Below are 19,318 nucleotides of genomic sequence, written 5' to 3' on the forward strand. Positions count from 1 at the left end.
GCCACCGGCGCGCAGGGGGTCGTCCCTCAAGGAGCCGGGGTCGCCCATTGCCCCGGCCCGCGCCCTCGGCATCCGGCGGCCGTCACCCTCCGGGCCGACAGGGCGGTATGCCGGCGACCTGTATGTACCCGCCCCGAGGGCGCGAACCACCTCTACGCGCCAGTAGATTTATCGCTCAACGAGTCTGGTAAGCAGGGGACTTGGCCTGGTACGCAGGGGACGTGCGGAGCGTCAGGGGATGACGACGACGGGACGCTGCGCGCGTCGCGCCAGCCGCCCCGCGACGGAGCCGAAGATGCGCCCGACGATGCCCTGCGTGGAGCCGACGACGATCGCGTCCGCGCTGTACTCGCGGCCGACCTCCTCCAGCTCGTGGCAGATGTCGCCGCCGCGCTCGACGAGAATCCAGGGCACCTCGGCCAGATAGTCCGCGCAGGCCAGCTCAAGGCCCAGGACCTCGGTGCGGTGATCGGGCACGTCGACGAAGACCGGCGGCTCGCAGCCCGCCCACACGGTGGTGGGCAGCCGGTTGGCGACATGGACGATGATCAGGCCCGATCCCGAGCGGTGGGCCATGCCGATGGCATAGGCGAGGGCGCGTTCACTGGAGGTCGAGCCGTCGAAGCCGACGACGACACCGTGCCGGAAGGCCGGATCGCAGGCATGACGTGGTTCTTCCGCCGCTCGGGGGGTCGCTGTCGGATCGGCGACCTGCCGCTTGCGGTCCGCGGGTTCGAAGAATTCGTGACCGGCCATGGGTGTCTCGGCGAAGGAGTCCTCTGTGGGAGGGTCTGCTGTTCAGATGGTGCGGCAGTTCAGGCGGTTCGGGCAGTTCAGGCGATTCAGGAGCGCGAAGCCCGGAATCGGGTCCGGGAATCTAGTCCGGGAATCATCTTCCCAACCCCATACCCCCAAGGGTACGGCGACACTCCTCCTCTGCCCAGAGCCTGCGGGGAGCCCGTGCGGGCCCGCGCCGGGCTGTGCACAGGGCCTCCCGGCGTTCACCGGAGCATGCATGAGCCTCGCCCGTATGGCAATGGTTGCTGCCTCCTACAGGCGGTTTGCGCACCCGTCCGGTGCCACCCTGCCGCCCGCCAGTGACCGGCCGCCCGGCCGCGCGTTGAACTCCGGTACGCCACCCCTCACAGGAGCACTCCGTGCCTGGTCCCCCGGCCCTGTCCCCCTCGTCCCCGCCCGGCCGCAAGCGCCGCGCCGCCTCCGCGGCCCGCGCCCGGGGCCCCCGGCGGACGCCCGCGCAGGACTCGGTGGGGGACGTGGTCCGCTGGGCGGCGTTCAGCTGCGTCCTGGTTCCGGTCGTCCTTGTGGGGTACGGGACCTCCCTGGCGGGGGCGGGCGGCGCGGCACTGGGCCTGGCGGCCGTCACCGGGGTCTGCCGGGTGCTGCTGCGGCAGTCCGAGCGGGGCGCCGCGCGGCAGCTCGCGGAGCAGAGCGGCGGGCACCGCGGACGGCACAGCAGGACGGGCACAGGGGCGCACCGGGGCGTGCGGTACGGCTCAGAGAGCACACCGGTCGACTGACCGATTCGCACACACACTCCCGTAGGTTTTCAGCCAACTTCCGGGGGACGCGCTTTCCTTGGCCGAACACGCCCTCCACCCCGGTCCCACCAGGACTGAAAGGTGCGCCAAGGGCCTGCGCACCCTACGGGGACCGGCCACGGAGCAGAGGCACACTTCCCTGTCGGGCCCACGAGTGCAACGCTTCGTGATCGAATGCTTCACGCCAAGTTGCCATGTCGACAATCTGCCGGGTGCTGAACTGGTCACCCCGGCAGCACGGGACACAGTAGATTCGATCTTGACTGTATTACGGCGGGGGACTGGTGGAGGACCGAGGGGAAACGTGCAGCAGCGACAGGCCCAGCAAGCACGTAAAAAACGTCAAGCAGGTCAGGAACAGGGAGCCGCTACGCCCGAGGGGGGTTTAGCACCATGAGTCACGACTCCACTGCCACGCCGGAGACCACGGCTCGCAAGCTCTCCGGGCGCCGCCGCCGGGAGATCGTATCGGTGCTGCTCTTCAGCGGTGGTCCCATTTTCGAGAGTTCCATACCGCTCTCCGTCTTCGGCATCGACCGGCAGGACGCCGGTGTCCCCCGCTACCGGCTGCTGGTGTGCGCCGGCGAGGACGGACCGCTGCGGACCACCGGCGGTCTCGAACTCACCGCGCCGCACGGCCTGGAGGCGATCGGCAGGGCGGGCACGGTCGTCGTACCCGCCTGGCGGTCGATCACCTCGCCACCGCCGCCGGAGGCGCTGGACGCACTGCGCCGCGCGCACGAGGAAGGCGCCCGCATCGTCGGGCTCTGCACCGGCGCGTTCGTCCTCGCCGCCGCGGGACTGCTCGACGGCCGGCCCGCGACCACCCACTGGATGTACGCGCCGACGCTCGCGAAGCGCTACCCGTCCGTCCACGTGGACCCGCGCGAGCTGTTCGTCGACGACGGGGACGTCCTGACGAGCGCCGGCACCGCGGCCGGAATCGATCTCTGTCTGCACATCGTGCGCACGGACCACGGCAATGAGGCGGCCGGCGCCCTCGCCCGCAGGCTCGTGGTGCCGCCGCGCCGCGCCGGCGGTCAGGAGCGCTACCTCGACAGGTCTTTACCCGAGGAGATCGGCGCCGACCCGCTCGCCGAGGTCGTCGCCTGGGCCCTTGAGCACCTCCACGAGCAGTTCGACGTGGAGACGCTGGCCGCGCGCGCCTATATGAGCAGGCGGACCTTCGACCGCAGGTTCCGCTCCCTGACCGGGAGCGCTCCCCTGCAGTGGCTGATCACCCAGCGGGTGCTCCAGGCACAGCGGCTGCTCGAGACCTCCGACTACTCCGTCGACGAGGTCGCGGGCCGCTGCGGCTTCCGCTCGCCGGTCGCGCTGCGGGGCCACTTCCGGCGCCAGCTGGGCTCCTCCCCCGCCGCCTACCGGGCCGCCTACCGCGCCCGCAGGCCGCAGGGCGAGCGCTCGCCGGATTCCGCCCCGGCCTCCGCGCAGACCGTGCCCACCCTGGTGGAAGCGGGTCCGGTGCCGACCCAGACCCGGCGCACGGCGGCCGCGGGCGCGTTCGGCCCGACGGCCTCCCTGTCCGCCGAGCCCGGCAAGCCGCACTCGGACGTGTACGCGCCGGGCCGTCCTCCCGTGCCCGGTCAGAGGAGTGCGCCGTAGGGTTGGACGCATGAACGATCGCATGGTGTGGATCGACTGCGAGATGACCGGGCTCTCGTTGACGGATGACGCACTTATCGAGGTGGCCGCACTGGTCACCGACTCGGAACTGAACGTGCTCGGCGAAGGTGTGGACATCGTGATCCGCCCGCCGGACGCGGCGCTGGAGACCATGCCCGAGGTGGTGCGCGCGATGCACACCGCCTCGGGGCTCCTCGACGAGCTGGCCGGCGGCACCACGCTGGCCGACGCCGAGGAGCAGGTCCTGGCGTACGTACGTGAGCACGTCAAGGAGCCGCGGAAGGCTCCGCTGTGCGGAAACTCGGTCGGCACCGACCGCGGCTTCCTGCTGCGGGACATGGCGACGCTGGAGGAGTACCTCCACTACCGGATCGTCGACGTCTCCTCCATCAAGGAGCTGGCCCGGCGCTGGTACCCCCGGGCGTACTTCAACAGCCCGGACAAGAACGGCAACCACCGCGCGCTCGCCGACATCCGCGAGTCCATCGCCGAGCTGCGCTACTACCGCGAGGCGATCTTCGTCCCGCAGCCCGGACCGGACTCGGACACCGCGAAGTCGATCGCGGCCAAGCACGTGCTGGCCGCGGAGTAGCCTGCGCGGACCCTCCCCGTACGGCTCTGTACGGGGTCTGTACGGGGTCCGGGAAAAGGTGTGCGCGAGCACCCCTTCGGACCCTGTACACTTTTTCTCGGCCGGTCGGAAGAACGACAGACGACCGGACATGGTGGGTGTAGCTCAGTTGGTAGAGCACCTGGTTGTGGTCCAGGTGGCCGCGGGTTCAAGTCCCGTCACTCACCCTGAAGGAAGGGCCCCGGTTCGAGAGAACCGGGGCCCTTTCCGCGTACCCGGGCACCGACGGGCCGTCAGGACGAGTCCCGCTCCACCAGTTCCGTCGGGAGCACCAGCTGGCGTCGCTCCAGGCGGCGCGCGGCCACCGGGCGGTCGTCGGCGATCTCCGCGAGGAGCAGGTCGATCATGGCCCGGCCCATCTCCTCGATCGGCTGCCGGACGCTGGTGAGCGGCGGGTCCATGTGGCGGGCGATCGCCGAGTCGTCGAAGCCGACCAGCGCCACGTCCTCGGGTATCCGGCGCCCCGCCTCCCGCAGCGCCTGCCGGGCGCCCGCCGCCATCACGTCGGAGCCAGCGAAGACCGCGTCCAGCCCGGGGCAGGCCGCCAGCAGCTCCCGCATCGCGCGGCGGCCGCCCTCCTCCGTGAAGTCGCCCTGCACGATCAGCCGCTCGTCGACCGGGCGGCCGGCCTCCCGCAGGGCCGCGCGGTAGCCGTCCAGGCGGCGCTGGGCCCCGTACACGTCGAGGCGGCCGGTGATGGTGGCTATGGAGGTGCGGCCGCGGGCCAGCAGGTGCTCCACCGCCGAGCACGCCCCGGCGAAGTTGTCGGAGTCGACGGAGGGCAGCGCCTCGTCGGCGGAGCGGCGGCCGCTGATCACCGCCGGGATCTCCAGCTGGCTCAGCAGCTCCGGCAGCGGGTCGTCGGCGTGCACGGAGACCAGCAGCACGCCGTCGACGCGGTGGGCCGCGAGGTACTGGGCCAGGCGCTGGCGCCGCTGGTCGTTGCCCGCGAAGATCAGCAGAAGCTGCATCTCGGTCTCGCCGAGCTGGGCGCCCACCCCGCGCAGCACGTCGGAGAAGTACGGCTCGGCGAAGAACCGGGTCTCGGGCTCGGGCACGACCAGGGCGACGGCGTCCGTGCGGTTGGCGGCCAGGGCGCGGGCCGCGGTGTTGGGCACGTAGCCCAGTTCCGCCACGGCGGCCTCGACGGCCGTCCGGGTGGCCGCGCTGACCCGCGGCGAGCCGTTGATCACGCGGGAGACCGTCCCGCGGCCCACTCCCGCCCGCGCGGCGACCTCCTCCAGAGTCGGCCGTCCGCCGCCGCGGCCGCGCGCTGCGTGACCTGCCATTGTCCGCCTCCCGTCACCCGTCCCCCGGCCAGGAATGTAACAGCCTGATCTTTTCCGGGCGCCCGGCCGGGAACGCCGGGCGTCCCGTAACAGCCCGATAACCGAGGACAGGACTCTCTGCCGGGTCCCTTGACACCCCAGCCCCCAGCCACAAGTCTTCGACACATCACCTGTGGGAGCGCTCCCACACTACTCTGGACGTACACATCCCGCACGTTCCCCGCCCGAGCCGCAGAGTGAACCAACGGGCCCAGCAGTGCAGTTGGCCGGGGGGTCGGCACGTCAGCAACAGGAGGACGTCATGCGCAGCAGTTCCCGCCGGACCCGCGGCATCGTGACCTACGCGGCCGTGACCGCGCTGGCCACGAGCCTGCTGGCCGCTTGTTCGAGCGATGACGACAGCGGCTCAGCGGACGGCGACGGCAAGATCACGCTCAATGTGGGCACGTTCGGCGTGCTGGGCCTCAAGCAGGCAGGCCTGTACGAGGAGTACGAGAAGGCCCATCCGAACATCCGGATCAAAGAGAACGTCATCGAGCGGAACGACGCCTACTACCCGAAGCTCCTCACCCAGCTCCAGTCGGGCGCCGGGGTCAACGACGTCGCGGCCATAGAGGTCAGCAACATCACCGAGGTGGTCCAGACCCAGGGCGCCAAGTTCGAGGACCTGGGCAAGGCCGAGGGCGTACAGAAGTCGACGTACCTCGACTGGAAGTGGAAGCAGGCCACCACCGAGGACGGCAGGACCATCGGCCTCGGCGTCGACATCGGCCCGACCGCGCTCTGCTACCGCAAGGACCTCTTCGCGAAGGCCGGGCTGCCCACCGACCGCGAGAAGCTCGCGAAGGAGTGGGCGGGCGACTGGGACAAGTACGTCGCGATGGGCGAGAAGTACATGAAGAAGGCGCCGGACGGCACCAAGTTCGTCGACTCCGCCTCCAGCGTCTACAACGCCGTCTTCGCGGGCGCCACCGAGCGGTACTACGACAAGAGCGGCGAGGAGATCTACGAGAAGAGCCAGGGCCGCAAGGACGCCTGGGACGCGGCGATGAAGGTCGCCCGGGGCGACATGTCCGCCAAGCTCAAGCAGTTCGACCCGACGTGGGACCAGGGCTTCGCCAACGGCAAGTTCGCCACCGTGGCCTGCCCCGCCTGGATGGCCGGTTACATCCAGGAGAAGACGGGCCCCGGCGGCAAGGGCAAGTGGGACATGGCCAAGGCCCCGACGGACGGCAACTGGGGCGGCACGTTCCTCGGCGTGCCGAGCGCGGGCAAGCACAAGAAGGAGGCGACCGAGCTGGCCGTGTGGCTGACGCGGCCCGAGCAGCTCGCGAAGGTCTTCGCCAAGCAGGCGAGCTTCCCATCCACCCCGTCGGTCTACGACACGCTGAAGCCGTCCCCGGCGACCAAGGCGTACTTCAGTGACGCCCCCATCACGGAGATCTTCGCCGGCATCGCGAAGAACACCCCCGCCGCCGTGTACGGCATCAAGGACGCCCAGATCGGCCAGTCCATCACGGACATCGGTGTGCTCCAGGTGGAGCAGCAGGGCAAGTCCCCGGAGGAGGGCTGGAGCGCCGCCCAGAAGGAGATCAAGGATGTTCTGGGACAGTGACGCCCATGTCCGAGACCGCTGAGTACGCCGAGACCGCGTCCCCCGGCAAGGGGGACGCGGCCCCGGCCGCGTCCGGGAGCCGCCAGGCCTCCCCCACGTCCTCGTGGCGCAGCCGCCTGTACCGCTGGGACATCAAGGCGTCGCCGTACCTCTTCGTCGCGCCCTTCTTCCTCTTCTTCGGAGCCTTCGGCCTCTTCCCGCTCCTCTACACCGGGTGGGCCTCGCTGCACCGCCTGGAGCTGACCAACCTCGACGACAGCACCTGGCTGGGCCTGGAGAACTACACCAACCTCCTCCAGAGCGACTACTTCTGGAACGCGCTCGGCAACACCTTCACCATCGGCGTCATCTCCACCGTGCCCCAGCTGGCCATGGCGCTCGGCATCGCGCACCTGCTCAACTACAAGCTGCGCGGCTCCACGCTGTGGCGGGTGGCGATGCTCGCGCCGTACGCCACCTCCGTGGCGAGCGCCTCGCTGGTCTTCACCCTGCTCTTCGCGTGGGACGGCGGGATGGTCAACTGGCTGATCGGGTCGGTGGGCATCGACCCCGTCAACTGGCGTGAATCGTCGTGGGGTTCGCAGTTCGCCGTGTCGTCGATCGTCATCTGGCGGTGGACCGGGTACAACGCGCTGATCTACCTGGCGGCGATGCAGGCCGTGCCGCACGACCTGTACGAGTCGGCCTCGCTGGACGGCGCCTCGCGCTGGCAGCAGTTCCGGCACGTGACGATCCCGATGCTGCGGCCGACGATCCTGTTCACGGTGGTCGTCTCGACCATCGGCGCGACCCAGCTCTTCGGTGAGCCGCTGCTGTTCGGCGGCACGGCCGGGTCCAAGGGCGGCGCGGACCACCAGTTCCAGACGCTGGGGCTGTATCTGTACGACCAGGGGTGGATCAACGGCCACCTGGGCCGGGCGTCGGCCGTCGCCTGGCTGATGCTCGTACTCCTGCTGCTCATCGCCGCGGTCAACCTGCTGATCGCCCGACGCCTGAGGAAGGACCGATGAAGTCCCGCACCCCGGGCCGGACGTCCCGCCCCATGGGCCTGAAGGCCGGCCGCACGATGCACGCGGGGCCGCTGACCTACCTCGTCCTCGCGGTCTTCACCGCCGTCTCGCTGGCCCCGCTGATCTGGACGGCGGTCGCCGCCTCGCGCACCAGCGGGCGGCTCGCGCAGACGCCGCCGCCCCTGTGGTTCGGCGGCAACCTCTTCAAGAACCTCGAACGGGCCTGGACCGAGGCGAGCCTCGGCGACGCGATGCTCAACACCACGATCGTGGCGGGCAGCATCACCGTCGGCACGGTGCTGTTCTCCACGATCGCCGGATTCGCCTTCGCCAAGCTGAAGTTCCGGTTCAGTGGGGCGCTGCTTCTGCTCACCATCGGCACGATGATGGTGCCGCCGCAGCTGAGCGTCGTACCCCTGTATCTGTGGGTCGCCGACCTCCAGTGGACCAACCAGCTCCAGGCGGTGATCCTGCCGACGTTCGTGAGCGCCTTCGGTGTCTTCTTCATGCGGCAGTACCTGCTGCAGGCGCTGCCGAGCGAGCTGATCGAGGCGGCGCGGATGGACGGGGCGAGCAGCCTGCGCGTCATCTGGCACGTGGTGTTCCCGGCGGCGCGGCCCGCGATGGCCGTGCTGGGCCTGCTGACGTTCGTCATGGCCTGGAACGACTTCCTGTGGCCGATCATCGCGCTCAACCAGTCGAACCCCACCGTCCAGGTGGCGCTCAACTCCCTCGGTACGGGCTACATCCCGGACCGGGCGGTGATCATGGCGGGCGCGCTGCTCGGCACGCTGCCGCTGCTGCTCGCGTTCCTCCTGTTCGGCAAGCAGATCGTGAGCGGCATCATGCAGGGCGCGGTCAAGGGCTGAACTCCCCGGGAGCCTCCGGGCTCCCGGGCTTCCCCGCCCTCACCTCCCCTTCGCCTTCCTCCTCGTACCCCTTTCCTCTCTTCCGTGGGAGCGCTTCCATGTCCGAATCCCTCGCCTTCCCCGCCGGTTTCCTCTGGGGCGCCGCCACCTCCGCGTACCAGATCGAGGGCGCCGTGCGCGAGGACGGCCGTACCCCCTCCATCTGGGACACCTTCAGCCATACGCCGGGGCGCACGGTCGGCGGTGACACCGGTGACGTCGCCGTCGAGCACTACCACCGCTACCGCGACGACGTGGCGCTCATGGCGGAGCTGGGCCTGACCGCCTACCGGTTCTCCGTCTCCTGGTCGCGGGTGCAGCCCACCGGGCGCGGCCCCGCCGTCCAGCGCGGCCTTGACTTCTACCGGCGCCTGGTCGACGAGCTGCTGGCCAAGGGCATCGCGCCCGCCGTGACGCTCTACCACTGGGACCTGCCGCAGGAACTGGAGGACGCGGGCGGCTGGCCGGCGCGCGAGACGGCGTACCGCTTCGCCGAGTACGCGGGCTTCGTCGCCGAGGCGCTGGGCGACCGCGTCGAGTCCTGGATCACGCTCAACGAACCGTGGTGCAGCGCCTTCCTCGGTTACGGCTCCGGCGTGCACGCCCCCGGCCGCACCGACCCCGCGGCCGCCCTCCAGGCCGCGCACCACCTCAACCTCGCGCACGGCCTCGGCACCCAGGCGCTGCGCGCCGCCCTGCCCGCCCGCTCCCGCATCGCGGTGAGCCTCAACTCGGCGGTGGTCAGGGCGGTCTCCGACGCCCCGCAGGACCTGGACGCCCGGCGGCGCATCGACAACCTCGCCAACGGCGTCTTCCACGGCCCGATGCTGCACGGCGCCTACCCGGCCGACCTGCTGGCGGACACCGCGCGGGTCACCGACTGGTCCTGTGTCCGGGACGGCGACCTGGCCGCCATCCACCAGCCGCTGGACGCGCTGGGGCTCAACTACTACACGCCCGCGCTGGTGTCGGCCGCTCCCGAGGGCGGCAGTTCGAGCGCCGACGGGCACGGGGCGAGCGACCACTCCCCCTGGCCCGCGGCCGAGGACGTGGCCTTCCACCAGACGCCGGGCGAGCGCACCGCGATGGGCTGGACCATCGACCCTACGGGGCTGCACGAGCTGATCATGCGGTACACGCGAGAGGCGCCGGGGCTGCCGCTGTACATCACGGAGAACGGCGCGGCCTGCGACGACAAGCCCGACCCGGACGGCCGCGTGCACGACCCGGAGCGCATCGCCTACCTCCACGGCCACCTGGCCGCCGTCCGCCGCGCCCTCACCGACGGCGCCGACGTCCGCGGCTACTACCTCTGGTCGCTCCTGGACAACTTCGAATGGGCGTACGGCTACAGCAAGCGGTTCGGGGCGGTGTACGTCGACTACGAGACGCAGGCCCGCATCCCGAAGTCCAGCGCGCACTGGTACGCGACGGTCGCCGAGGCGGGTGTGCTGCCGAGGGAGCCGGCGCTGGACTGAGGTGGGGGGCGGTGGGGTGACGGGGGTGGTCTGTGCGGCTGCGGGCTGGTGGGGGCTCGTCGCGCAGTTCCCCGCGCCCCTGACGGGGCGCCCACCGCAGCCCCGTCAGGGGCGCCCCCGATGCCTCCGCCGCCGCCCCACCACACCCCTACGGCCGCCGCCTCCCCGCTGAATCCACACCCGCACCTCCGCCCCGCCGAGCACCGAGCAGCCGACCCGCACGTCACCACCCGTCGCCTCCGCCAGCCGGCGCACGATGTCCAGGCCGAGGCCCGTGGAGCCGTCCGCCCCCGAACCCGCGCCCCGCGCGAGCGCCGCCTCGGGGTCGGCGATCCCCGGCCCCGCGTCGGAGACCAGGACGATCACCGCGTCCTCAGCGCTGTGCACGTCCACCGCAAACGCCGTGCCCTCGGGCGTGTGCCGGAAGACATTGCCCAGCAACGCGTCGACCGCGGCGACCAGTTCGCCCCGGGCCACCGGGATACGCACGGGCCGCTCCACCCCGGCGACGCGCGCCTCGCGCCCCTCGTCCTCCGCCAGCGCCGACCAGAAGGCCATCCGCTCCCGGATCACCTCGGCGGCGTCACACCCCGCCCCGGCACCGGCCGCCGTGCCGGTCCGCGGCTTGGCCTCCCGCGCCGTGCGGATGATCGTGTCGACCTCGCGCTCCAGCGTCTCCACGGCCGTCCGCGTCTGCTCGGCCGCGGGGCCGTCGCCGAGCGAGGCCGCGTTCAGCCGCAGCACGGTCAGCGGGGTCCGCAGGCGGTGCGAGAGGTCCGCCGCCAGCTCCCGCTCGTTGGCGAGGAGCTGCACCACCTGGTCCGCCATGGAGTTGAACGCCACCGCCGCCAGCCGCAGTTCGGTCGGCCCCTCCTCCGGCACCCGCGCCCCCAGCTTCCCCTCCCCGAGGTCGTGCGCGGCCCCCACCAGCCGCTTCGCCGGCTGGACCATGCGTACGCCGAGCCGGTCCGCGACCGCCACCGAGCCGATGACGAGCGCGACGCCGACCCCGGCGAGGACCAGCCACGCCGTGGTCACGCCCTTGCTGACCTCGGCCTCGGGGACGTAGATCTCCACGACCGCCGTCCCGGAGCTGAGCGCGGTCGGCTGGAGGACCACGAAGCCGCCGGGCACCCCGGTGGTCCTGGCCCGGCCCTCCTCACGGGTGGCCGCGACGGCCCGCGCGTCGGCCCGCGGGTCACCGACCTCGAAGGCGGGGGCGCCGCCGACGGCCGGTACGTGGACGGCCATCCGCCCCTCACCGCCCGCCTCGGACGTGGCGACGGCCCGGGTCAGCTCCTCGCGGTCGGTGGTGATGGAGAGCGTGGGGCCCATGCCCGCGGCGTGCCGCTCCGCGTTCGAGAGGGCGCGGTCCCTGGCCATCTCCTTGACGACAAGGCCGAGGGGTACCGCGAAGGCCACCACGACCATCGTCGTGACGGCCAGGCAGACCTTGACGAGGGCCCACCTCACGGCGGCGAGTCCGCCGCGGGCGGCTCCAGCTTCACGCCGACGCCGCGCAGGGTGTGCAGATAGCGGGGCCGCGCGGCGGTCTCGCCCAGCTTCCGCCGCAGCCAGGACAGGTGTACGTCGATGGTCTGGTCGTCGCCGTAGCTCTGCTGCCACACCTCGGCGAGGAGTTCCCTGCGCGGGACGACGACGCCGGGCCGCCCGGCGAGGAAGGCGAGCAGGTCGAACTCGCGGCGGGTCAGGTCGAGCCGCGCCCCGTCCAGCTCGGCCCGGCGGCGCAGCGGGTCGATGCGGAGCCCGCCGACCCGCAGGACGTCGCTCGACGGCGCCTCGCCGGCCGTGCCGCGGGCGCGGCGCAGCACGGCCGCCATCCGCGCCGACAGGTGTTCGACCGAGAAGGGCTTGGTGAGGTAGTCGTCGGCGCCGGCGTTGAGGAGCCGTACGACCTCCGCCTCGTCGTCCCGCGCGGTGGCGATGATCACGGGCACGTCCGTGATGCCGCGCAGCATCTTCAGCGCCTCCGATCCGTCGAGGTCGGGCAGGCCGAGATCGAGGATCACCACGTCGAAGCGGAAATGGGCGACCTCCCGCAGCGCCTCCAGGGCCGTGCCGACGCTGCGCACGGTGTGCGAGGCGTCGGTCAGATGCCGGATGAGGGCGGAGCGCACGAACTGGTCGTCCTCGACGACGAGCACACTTGCCATGGGCGGCACCGTACGCCATATGGAGGAACGCGGTCCTCGCGGGACAACACCGCGCCCCGTGGTGCAGGATGGCCCGCGATGCGCAGAGGACTCGTACACGCAATCGCATGGTCGCTCGCCACGGGCGCGGCGGTCACGCTGTCGTGGTGGGGCGTCCACACGGTCCTGACGGGCACCGCCTACGACCCGCCGCGCGCCCTCCCGCCGGCGGCCGACGGCGCCGGCTCGGACCGCGCGGAGGCGCTGTCGTCCTCGACGCACCGCCCCGCCCCGCCACCGGCCGAGAAGTCACCGCCGTCCCGCAAGCCCACGGAAACCGCCCCGCGAGCCCCGAAGTCCCCCGAGCCCGGCAGAACCCGCACCAAAGCGATGCGGAATGACGCGCCTTCGCCCATCGGTCCGGGAACGGGAGCCGGAAGGGTGAAGAGCTACAGCACCAAGGGCGGCCGGGTCGTCCTCGACCTCGGCGCGCACTCCGCGAGCCTGGTCTCGGCGACCCCCGCGGCGGGCTGGTCGGTGCAGACGTGGAAGCAGGACACGTGGATACGCGTGGAGTTCGCCTCGGGCACGGACAGGCTGACGGTCTTCTGCGCCTGGCACGACACCGCGCCCCGCGTCGAGATCAACACGTACTGAACCGGAATCGACACGTCACCTGAAGACGGAGGGCGGCGGCGCCGGTGAGGCGACCGCGCGGGCGTCCGTCACGGCGGCGGCTCCGCCGCTGAAGTCCCGCAGCCCGCGCCCGTGTTCGACCCTGGCGGGGTGCGGGTCGCTCGCGCTGCGCCGGGTCAGCTCGGCGACGGGCAGTGCCGCGTCGCAGCCGAGGAGCACGGCGTTGCCGAACCGCTTGCCGCGCAGCACGGCGGGATCGGCGACGAGCGCGAGTTCGGGGAAGAGCGCGGCGGCGGTGGCGAGCTGGCCGCGCAGATGCGCCAGCGGCGGCCCGTCGGCGAGGTTGGCGGCGTAGTACCCGCCGGGCGCCAGGACCCGGCGTATCTCGGCGAGGAACTCGGTGCTGGTGAGGTGCGCGGGGGTGCGGGCGCCGCTGAAGACATCGGTGATGACGAGGTCCGCCCAGCCGTCGGCGATCTTCGCGAGGCCTTCGCGGGCGTCGGTGCCGCGCACCCGGACCCGGGCCTGCGGGTCGAGCGGCAGCTCGCGCCGGACGAGCTGGATGAGCGCGGTGTCGCGCTCGACGATCTGCTGGGTGGAGCGGGGACGGGTCGCGGCTATGTACCGGGCGAGGGTGAAGGCGCCGCCGCCGAGGTGCACCGCGCGTATCGGCTTGCCCGGGGGCGCGACGAGGTCGGCGATGTGGCCGATCCTGCGCTGGTACTCGAAGTCGAGGTACGTGGGGTCGTCGAGGTCCACATGGGACTGCGGGGCGCCGTCCAGGAGCAGCGTCCAGGCCCGCGGCCGGTCCCGGTCCGGCATGAGTTCGGCGAGCCCGCCGTCCACCTTCTCGACGACGGCCTCGGACACCGCTTCCCGGGCTCGCCTGTTCCTCGCCATCAGACCATTATCGGCGTACGCGGACGGAGGGGCCCGGCGGCGGTGCGGGGGCGGGGCGGCGGGAGCGGTCAGCGGCAGTTGTCGGCGGCCTCGATGGTGCGGGCCGCCTGGCCGAGCGCGGCGCGCAGGACGGCGGGGTCGGTGACGGGGTCGGTGGCGCCGCTCGGCGGCAGCAGCCAGCCGGTGCCCGCGACCGGCGGCTCGGGGACGGCGGGCCCGGCGTCCGGTTCCCCGGCCCCGGTCTCCGCGGTCAGCCGCATGCCGTGCCCGGAGGTCTGCGTGCAGGCGCTGCCCGGCAGGTCCCAGCCGTCGGCGGTGCCCGGCGGGACCAGGAAGCCGAGGGTGTCGCAGCTCCCGTCGTGCAGGACGGGCCCGATGGTCTCGCCCGCGCCGCGCCGCAGGATGTCGACCGCTTCGAGCCCCTGCCGGGCCGGGACGGTGACCAGGTCGCAGCACTCGTCGTCACAGGGGTCCGCGTCGTGCGGTGGCGCGCTGCCGTCCTGGGTGGGCCGGTGCCGCGCCGTCGTCCGTGAGGCCGAGGACGCGCCGCTGTCCGTACGGGAGTCGCTGTTCTGCATGCCGATCTCCAACAGGGGGACCCCTCCGCGCGAGTGCGGGAGTTGTTCTGGTCTCCCACTCCGCATGGTTCAACGCGAGTCGGCGTCAACAGGCACTGCGGCACGCCGCCGCAAAGGATGGCAGTTCATGGCAGATCGCGGGTGAGATATCCGGTTTGTAGCCAAACCCTGCGTGTCGAACGCGTCACAGCCGGTACGTTCGTGCTCCGCCGGAACAGGGGGCAGCCCCGCGAGAATCCCGTGCGCGGGTGCCGCCTCCAGTGCGCCAGCGTGTGCGCGGTCCGGCACGCTCCGCACGAGAGGGTCCGGCCATGGCGTCGTCATCGATGGCATCGTCAACTCAGTCCCGGCGACCGAACCTTGCCTTCCGGCAGCTGCGCGGACAGCGCTCACCGGGTGAGTTCGCCGCGGCGGTCCGGCGGGCCGCGCGCGAGATCGGCGAGCGTGTCAGCTGCGACGCGCGCTACGTCGGACGCGTGGAGGCGGGCGAGATCCGTTGCCCCAACTACGCCTACGAGCGGGTGTTCCTGCACATGTTCCCCGGCCGGACCCTGGCCGACCTGGGGTTCGCGCCCCGCGCGCAGGTCCGCGGCAGGGGGGCGCGCGCCGGCACCGGGGCGCCGCACGGGCCCGGCACCCCACGGAGCACCCGAAGCACCACTGGCACCACCACCAGCACCAGCACCAGCACCAGCACCAGCACCACCACGAGCACCACGAAGACCCCGCACACCACGATCCAGTTGTACGAGTCCCATCCGTCCGGGTCCGACCCCCGCGCCTGCGATCCGTACGCGATCCAGACTCACGAGGAGAGCGACGTGCAACGTCGCGCGTTCATGACCGGCTCCACCGCCACCGTGGCCACCGCGTCCCTGGGGCCCATCGGCCTCGCCCTGAGCGGGCCGGCCGAGGCCGCCGCCCGGCGCGGCCGCAGGATCGGCGAGGCCGAGATCGGCGCGGTCGAGGAGGCCGTGCGCAAGATCAGGCTGCTCGACGACCGGCACGGCGCCGACGGTCTCTACCGGCGTGCAGCCGCCCCGCTGCGCACCGCCTACGCCCTGCTCGACGCGGGCACCACCCGGCAGTCCGCCTCGGAGCGGCTGCACGCGGGCGCCGGTGAACTGGCCATCTCCGTGGGCTGGCTGGCGCACGACTCGGGCCGCTTCGACGACGCCCGCTCGCACTACGCCGAGGCGCTCGCCACGGCCCGGGTCTCCGGTGACAGCGCCCTGGAGGCGCACGCCTTCTGCAACACCGCCTTCCTCGCGCGCGACGCCGGGCGCCCCCGGGAGGCCGTGCGCGCGGCGCAGGCGGGTACCAGCGCCGCGCGGCCCGGCGGCTCGCACCGGCTGCTCTCGCTCCTCGCGCTGCGCGAGGCCGGCGGTTGGGCGGGGCTCGGCGACCGCGCGGGGTGCGAGCAGTCGCTGGCCCGCGCGCACGCCCTCTTCGACCGCGGCCCCTCGGACGCCGACCCGGAGTGGATGAGCTTCTACGGCCCGGCCGAGCTGGCGGGCCTGGAGGCGCAGTGCTGGTCGGCGCTCGGCGAGTGGGAGCGGGCGGCCCGGCACGCGCGGCGCGCGGCGGCCACGGCCTCGGCGCAGACCCCGCAGTTCACCCGGAACATCGCGCTGTACACCGCCGAGCTGGCCGACGACCTGGCCCGCGCGGGCTGCCCCGACGAGGCGGCGACGGCGGGCCTGCGGGTGCTCGCGCTCCTCGACGAGGTGCAGTCCTCCCGCATCCAGTCGATGCTCGCGACGACCGCGCGGGTGCTCCTTCCGCACCGCAGGGCCTCCGGGGTGGCCGGCTTCCTGGAGCGGCACGCCGCGCTGCCGCTGGCGCGGGCCGTGTAGCCGTACATCACAGGCGTACGTATGGGCGGGGCCGGTCAGGCCAGGTGGCCCGTCTCGTTCCACGACTCGATGGCGGGCTCCCCGTAGGCCCAGCCGAGGACCGAGAGGGATGTCGGGTTGAGGCGGATGCGGGCCGCGAAGCCGATGTCGAGGCCGAGCCAGCGCGCGCCGATGACCCGCAGGATGTGGCCGTGCGCGAAGACCAGCACGTCGCGGTCGGCGCTCCTGGCCCACTCCACCACCTCGTCCGCGCGGGCGGACACCTGGGCCAGCGTCTCGCCGCCGGGGACGCCGTCGCGCCAGATGAGCCAGCCGGGGCGGACCGCCTGGATGTCGGCCGGGGTCATGCCGTCGTAGTCGCCGTAGTCGAACTCCATGAGCGTGTCCCACGGGCGGGCGCGGTCCCCGAAGCCGGCGATCTCGCAGGTCTCCCGCGCGCGGGAGAGCGGGCTCGTGCGCACCTCGACGTCCGGCAGGCCGTCGTAGGGCGCGCGGTGCAGGCGCTCGCCCAGGAGTTTCGCGCCGCGGCGCCCCTCTTCGAGGAGCGGGATGTCCGTCCTGCCGGTGTGTTTCCCGGACAGTGACCATTCCGTCTGTCCGTGCCGGGCCAGCAGGATGCGGGGTGCCATGGGGGACCTCTTCACGTTGCTCTCAGCGGCTTCCGCGCCGCTGTCTCGCTGCTCTGTGCGGGCAGGGGGCGCCCGCCCCTCCATCATCGCCCACCTGTGATCGACGGCTCGTCCCGGCCCGCAACCCCTCGGTCGATCCCTGCGTCCCCTACGAGGGGGTTCCCCCGCGGGCCTCGCGTACGCCGTAAAGTGACGCGGCGGCCGAGACCGAGTGAACAGAGATGATGGGGGACCGCCCGGATGCCGAAGAAGGACGTACCAGGCACCGGCCGCATAATCGGACACCGCCTGCGCTGGTGGACCGAGCTGCCGCTGATCGTGCTGGTGTACGCCGCGTACTCGGCGGGGCGGCTGCTCGCGCGGGGCGATGTCTCCAGCGCCGTCGACCACGGGATCGGCATCCTCAAGGCCGAGCGGTCCCTGGGGATCGACGCGGAGAGCCCGCTGAACCGTATTTTCACCGACCACGCCTGGATCGGCGTGCCGGCGGACTTCTGGTACGCCTCGCTGCACTACCTGGTCACGCCCGCCGTGCTGGTCTGGCTCTTCCGCAGCCGGGCGGTGCATTACCGCGCGGCACGCGCGTGGCTGATGATCTCCACCCTGATCGGCCTGGTGGGCTTCACGCTCCTGCCGACCTGTCCGCCGCGGCTGCTGAGCGCGGGCCACGGCTTCGTCGACACCATGGCGCAGTACAGCGACTACGGCTGGTGGGGCGCCGAGGCGAGCGCACCGCGCGGGCTCGGGGGCATGACCAACCAGTACGCGGCCATGCCGAGCCTCCATGTCGGGTGGGCGCTGTGGTGCGGCGTGATGCTGTGGCGGCACGGGCGTTCGCCGCTGGTGCGGACAGCCGCGGTCGCCTACCCCCTCGTCACCACGCTCGTCGTGATGGGCACCGCCAACCACTACCTCCTCGACGCGGTCGCGGGCGCCGTCGTGATGGGCGTCGGGCTGCTGCTCGTACGGCCCGTGCAGCGGCTCGCCGAGCCGGTGATGGACCGGCTGCGGGAGCGGTTCATGCGGCCGGCCGCGGTCCCGCCCGTCGCCGTGCCGTCGGCCGCGGCCTCGTCCGTCACCGTGCCGTCCGCGTCGGTTTCGTCCGTCGCCGTGCCGTCCGGCGCGGCCTCGTCCGTCACGCCGGCCGCCGCCGCGTTCTCGTCCGTCACCGTCTCTTCCGCCACAGGGTCCTCAATTGTCAGTGGCGAGTGCCAGACTTCGCCGGGTGAGCGATTTCCCCGACAGCGCAAGCAGAGTGCCTTCCCGGGCGCCGGGCCCGGCGCCCACCCCGCCGACGCGGGGGACGGCGCTGCGGCACCGTCTCGCTGAGCTGCGCGGCGGCGACGTCCCCGCACAGCCGCTGGACGCCCGCGCGCTCGCCGCGCTCGCGGCCAACCCCGGCTGCCGACGGCGCGCGCTCCTCGACGGAGCGGGCGTGGACAAGACGGCACTGGCCCGTTCGCTGGGCTCGCCCTCCGGCTTCGGGCAGTCCCAGTTCGCGTTCATGCGGGGCAACGCCTTCGAGGCGCGGGTCAAGGCGGACGGCGGCGCGGAGCTGCTGCGGCTGACCCATGGCCGCCTCGGCGGCGGTCCCGAGCCGGTGCCGGGCGAGTCCGCCGTCCCCGACCTCGCGGCGGCGGGCCCCGAGGGCCGGGCGGCGCGCACGGCGCTGGCGCTGCGCGAGGCCACGGAGTCCGGCGGCTGGACGCTCCTGGACCACCCCATGCTCGCGCTGGACGTCGCGGGGACGCCCGCCTTCCTGGAGCCGGACGCGGTGGTCGTCCATCCGGACGGCGGCTGGACGGTCGTGGAGATCAAGTCCTTCCCGATGATCGACGGTTCGGCGGACGCGGCGAAGGTGGGCGCGGCGGCCCGCCAGGCCGCGGTGTACGCGCTCGCGCTGGAGCGGGTGGCCGCGCGCCTGGACCCGGCGCCGCCCATCCGGCACCACGTCCTGCTGGTCTGCCCCAAGGACTTCTCGAACCTCCCCACGGCCTCGGCGATCGACGTCCGCAAGCAGCTGTCGGTGACCAGGCGCCAGTTGGCCCGCCTCACCCGGGTCGAGGACATCGCGGCCCAGCTGCCCGAGGGCACGACCTTCGATGTCCGGCGCCCCGCCGCCGAGCTGACGGCGGCGGTCGAGGCGGTCCCCGCGACGTACGCCCCCGAGTGCCTCTCCGCCTGCGAGCTGGCCTTCCACTGCCGGACCCGTGCCCGCGAGAAGGACGAGGTGACGGCCCTGGGCCGCTCGGTCCGGGGCGAGCTGGGCGGTCTGACGACGATCGGCGAGATCCTCGCGGCGGCCGCGGGCACCGCCGGCGACCCGGACGACCCGGCGGTGGCGACGCTGCGCAGGGCGGCGGCGCTGCGGTCGGAGGCGCTGGCGGGCGCGGGCGCCTCCGGAGCCGCGTGATGACGGAGAAGGGCCACCC

General features: G+C 72.7%; 18 protein-coding genes and 1 tRNA gene. 12 read left to right on the top strand and 7 right to left on the bottom strand.

The genetic code is table 11. The features are described from left to right. Positions 1-231: 231 nt before the first annotated feature. Complete coding sequence (locus J2N69_RS12670) at positions 232-756, bottom strand: universal stress protein (RefSeq protein WP_127911572.1); 525 nt, start codon at positions 754-756, stop codon at positions 232-234. 401 nt (positions 757-1,157) lie between these two features. Between J2N69_RS12670 and J2N69_RS12675 the strand changes: the two genes are divergently transcribed. The 4 genes from J2N69_RS12675 (at position 1,158) to J2N69_RS12690 (ending at position 4,001) form a co-directional block, all read left to right on the top strand. Further along, positions 1,158-1,538 (top strand): hypothetical protein, encoded by a 381-nt coding sequence (locus J2N69_RS12675; RefSeq protein ID WP_408056718.1) that lies wholly within the window; start codon positions 1,158-1,160, stop codon positions 1,536-1,538. A 414-nt stretch (positions 1,539-1,952) separates the two neighbouring features. Then, positions 1,953-3,182: a GlxA family transcriptional regulator gene (locus J2N69_RS12680; protein ID WP_230900841.1), complete on the top strand. Its 1,230-nt coding sequence runs from the start codon at positions 1,953-1,955 to the stop codon at positions 3,180-3,182. 10 nt (positions 3,183-3,192) lie between these two features. Then, positions 3,193-3,795: an oligoribonuclease gene (gene orn / locus J2N69_RS12685; protein WP_205034441.1), complete on the top strand. Its 603-nt coding sequence runs from the start codon at positions 3,193-3,195 to the stop codon at positions 3,793-3,795. Between the two features lie 133 nt (positions 3,796-3,928). After that, positions 3,929-4,001: transfer RNA gene (locus tag J2N69_RS12690), tRNA-His, on the top strand. 66 nt (positions 4,002-4,067) lie between these two features. Here J2N69_RS12690 and J2N69_RS12695 read toward each other — a convergent pair. Then, positions 4,068-5,123 carry a LacI family DNA-binding transcriptional regulator gene (locus J2N69_RS12695; protein WP_230900842.1) on the bottom strand — a complete coding sequence of 352 codons (1,056 nt, stop codon included), beginning with the start codon at positions 5,121-5,123 and terminating at the stop codon, positions 4,068-4,070. Between the two features lie 301 nt (positions 5,124-5,424). Between J2N69_RS12695 and J2N69_RS12700 the strand changes: the two genes are divergently transcribed. The 4 genes from J2N69_RS12700 to J2N69_RS12715 all read left to right on the top strand — a co-directional run bounded on the left by J2N69_RS12700 (position 5,425) and on the right by J2N69_RS12715 (position 10,134). Next, a complete protein-coding gene (locus J2N69_RS12700) occupies positions 5,425-6,738 on the top strand; it encodes an ABC transporter substrate-binding protein (protein ID WP_230900843.1) in 1,314 nt (437 codons plus the stop codon). A gap of 5 nt (positions 6,739-6,743) precedes the next feature. Beyond that, positions 6,744-7,748 carry a carbohydrate ABC transporter permease gene (locus J2N69_RS12705; RefSeq protein ID WP_127911576.1) on the top strand — a complete coding sequence of 335 codons (1,005 nt, stop codon included), beginning with the start codon at positions 6,744-6,746 and terminating at the stop codon, positions 7,746-7,748. Beyond that, a complete protein-coding gene (locus J2N69_RS12710) occupies positions 7,745-8,617 on the top strand; it encodes a carbohydrate ABC transporter permease (RefSeq protein ID WP_230900844.1) in 873 nt (290 codons plus the stop codon). The genes J2N69_RS12705 and J2N69_RS12710 overlap by 4 nt, the downstream gene beginning before the upstream one ends. Before the next feature lie 98 nt (positions 8,618-8,715). Further along, positions 8,716-10,134, top strand: a complete 1,419-nt coding sequence (locus J2N69_RS12715) for a GH1 family beta-glucosidase (RefSeq protein ID WP_230900845.1) — start codon at positions 8,716-8,718, stop codon at positions 10,132-10,134. A gap of 105 nt (positions 10,135-10,239) precedes the next feature. Here the strand turns inward: J2N69_RS12715 and J2N69_RS12720 are convergent, their stop codons facing one another. Together J2N69_RS12720 and J2N69_RS12725 are read right to left on the bottom strand one after the other, a co-directional pair. Further along, positions 10,240-11,607: a sensor histidine kinase gene (locus J2N69_RS12720; RefSeq protein WP_230900846.1), complete on the bottom strand. Its 1,368-nt coding sequence runs from the start codon at positions 11,605-11,607 to the stop codon at positions 10,240-10,242. Continuing rightward, positions 11,604-12,308 carry a response regulator transcription factor gene (locus tag J2N69_RS12725; RefSeq protein WP_230900847.1) on the bottom strand — a complete coding sequence of 235 codons (705 nt, stop codon included), beginning with the start codon at positions 12,306-12,308 and terminating at the stop codon, positions 11,604-11,606. Before J2N69_RS12725 ends, J2N69_RS12720 begins: the two co-directional genes overlap by 4 nt. 78 nt (positions 12,309-12,386) lie before the next feature. On the opposite strand from J2N69_RS12725, the gene J2N69_RS12730 reads away from it, so the two are divergent. After that, a complete protein-coding gene (locus J2N69_RS12730; protein ID WP_230900848.1) occupies positions 12,387-12,944 on the top strand; it encodes a hypothetical protein in 558 nt (185 codons plus the stop codon). 15 nt (positions 12,945-12,959) lie between these two features. Here J2N69_RS12730 and J2N69_RS12735 read toward each other — a convergent pair whose 3' ends face one another. Together J2N69_RS12735 and J2N69_RS12740 are read right to left on the bottom strand one after the other, a co-directional pair. Then, on the bottom strand, positions 12,960-13,823 hold the full coding sequence (locus tag J2N69_RS12735) for a spermidine synthase (RefSeq protein ID WP_230900849.1): 864 nt from the start codon (positions 13,821-13,823) through the stop codon (positions 12,960-12,962). A 68-nt stretch (positions 13,824-13,891) separates the two neighbouring features. Beyond that, positions 13,892-14,401 (bottom strand): hypothetical protein, encoded by a 510-nt coding sequence (locus J2N69_RS12740; protein ID WP_230900850.1) that lies wholly within the window; start codon positions 14,399-14,401, stop codon positions 13,892-13,894. A gap of 311 nt (positions 14,402-14,712) precedes the next feature. On the opposite strand from J2N69_RS12740, the gene J2N69_RS12745 reads away from it, so the two are divergent. Then, positions 14,713-16,257: a twin-arginine translocation signal domain-containing protein gene (locus J2N69_RS12745; RefSeq protein ID WP_230900851.1), complete on the top strand. Its 1,545-nt coding sequence runs from the start codon at positions 14,713-14,715 to the stop codon at positions 16,255-16,257. Positions 16,258-16,292: 35 nt separating this feature from the next. Here the strand turns inward: J2N69_RS12745 and J2N69_RS12750 are convergent, their stop codons facing one another. Next, on the bottom strand, positions 16,293-16,886 hold the full coding sequence (locus J2N69_RS12750) for a histidine phosphatase family protein (RefSeq protein WP_230900852.1): 594 nt from the start codon (positions 16,884-16,886) through the stop codon (positions 16,293-16,295). Positions 16,887-17,126: 240 nt separating this feature from the next. Between J2N69_RS12750 and J2N69_RS12755 the strand changes: the two genes are divergently transcribed. Continuing rightward, the gene (locus J2N69_RS12755) at positions 17,127-18,215 is read left to right on the top strand and encodes a phosphatase PAP2 family protein (protein WP_230900853.1); all 1,089 of its coding nucleotides are present in this window, start codon (positions 17,127-17,129) and stop codon (positions 18,213-18,215) included. Next, on the top strand, positions 18,112-19,299 hold the full coding sequence (locus tag J2N69_RS12760) for a hypothetical protein (protein WP_408056719.1): 1,188 nt from the start codon (positions 18,112-18,114) through the stop codon (positions 19,297-19,299). The genes J2N69_RS12755 and J2N69_RS12760 overlap by 104 nt, the downstream gene beginning before the upstream one ends. Positions 19,300-19,318: the final 19 nt, after the last annotated feature.

This window comes from Streptomyces huasconensis (genome assembly GCF_021028635.1).
GTDB classification, from domain to species: domain Bacteria; phylum Actinomycetota; class Actinomycetes; order Streptomycetales; family Streptomycetaceae; genus Streptomyces; species Streptomyces huasconensis.